Raw genomic sequence first — 1,417 nt, forward strand, 5'->3', positions numbered from 1 at the left:
TTTCTAACGTCTACTATAGCTAAATAGAGGGTGTCATAGAACGAGTGGCACACCAAAGAGCAGGGTGAACGCTGAGGTGGATGAGTTCAGCGACCCTGCAAGATGATCCTTCGGTAGAGTCGTTCTTCAATGTCGCGGAGACGGAGACGCTAGCGTTGTTTGAACACCTCTGCTTCGAGTTTCTCGAAGAGTTCGACGTGTTCGCCCCGGCGCAGACGGGGCGAACACGAGAGCACGAACCACCAGAGCTGATGCGTGGGTTCCTCCATTGCTACTACCACGACATCTACGGGATTCGTCCCGTTGAACGGGAGCTTCGGAACACGGTCGTTTGGCTGAGCTGTGGGTTCGATCGACCGCCATCGAGAGACGCGGTCGATCGCTTTCTTACCGACCTCGAACACGTTGTTGACGAAGTCTTTGACCGACTCGTCGAGCAGGCCGCCGCCCGCGGCCTGCTCGACTTGACCTACTGTATCGATTCAACTGACGTGAGGGCGATGCCTGCCGATCAAGACGCGTCGAAGTGCTACGATCCAACCGACGACGAGTACTACTACGGCTACGGCTGTACGATTATCTCGACCGGGCAAAAAATCCCGATTGCGGCGGAGTTCACAGAGAGTAAGCAAGCGCCAGAGGAGACGGCGATGCGCGTCACGCGTGACGCGCTCGCCGTCGCCAAGCCGATTTGGATGGTCGGTGACAGCGCCTACGACACGCTCGACTGGCACGACCGCCTGCTGGCCGCAGGGGTCGTGCCAGTCGCTCCGTACAACGCGCGAAACACTGACGAGCCGAAAGACATCGAGTACAGAGTCGAAGGCCGCATCGAGGAACACGGTGAAGACGTTCAACTGAAGCAATCGACGCTAGACGAAACGTACAATCGCCGTACAGGAGTTGAACGAACCAACGAATCAGTCAAGGACTGCGGCCTCGGGCGAACGCACACCCGAGGCCGCGTCCATGCACGAGCGCAGGTGTTCTTCGCGCTGTGCCTTCGCCTCGTCGTCGCAATCACCAACTACGAACGTGGAGACAACCCGGGAAGCACGATCATCACGGTGTGAGAAGAGTTCTATGACACCCTCTAAATATGCTATTGGTGGACGAAGCGAGACCACCGTCTCAAAGGGCGTGGGAACTTCGCCGACTACGCTATCGTTTAATTCTATTGTCTTCGGATTACCTCGAGTAATTCGAATGCCATTGAACGTGTCTTTTGGGAAATAGAACGATGAACATCATCATTTGTGCATAATTTCAGTAGTATGCACTACCAGATCAGATTGGCTCGAAGCTGTCGCAGTCTACCCTAATTCACGTCAAACTAAATGCGGCCAAAATAAACTGATTTCGTGTATACTAATATAGTCGTATGCCATAGATTACAATATCAGTACCTCACAAAGCA

The 1,417-nt window shown here is 54.1% G+C and carries 1 protein-coding gene; it reads left to right on the forward strand.

What is annotated here, in order from left to right; genetic code table 11:
* Window positions 1-80: 80 nt before the first annotated feature.
* Window positions 81-1,073: a transposase gene (locus DJ69_RS03810; RefSeq protein ID WP_099254374.1), complete on the forward strand. Its 993-nt coding sequence runs from the start codon at window positions 81-83 to the stop codon at window positions 1,071-1,073.
* The last annotated feature ends 344 nt before the right edge of the window (window positions 1,074-1,417 follow it).

The sequence above is a fragment of the Halorubrum persicum genome, assembly GCF_002727125.1.
In the GTDB taxonomy this organism is placed as follows: domain Archaea; phylum Halobacteriota; class Halobacteria; order Halobacteriales; family Haloferacaceae; genus Halorubrum; species Halorubrum persicum.

Bases quoted from the DNA above. Each gene is read 5' to 3' on its own strand.
- DJ69_RS03810 (WP_099254374.1), top strand. From the start codon at position 81: ATGAGTTCAGCGACCCTGCAAGATGATCCTTCGGTAGAGTCGTTCTTC.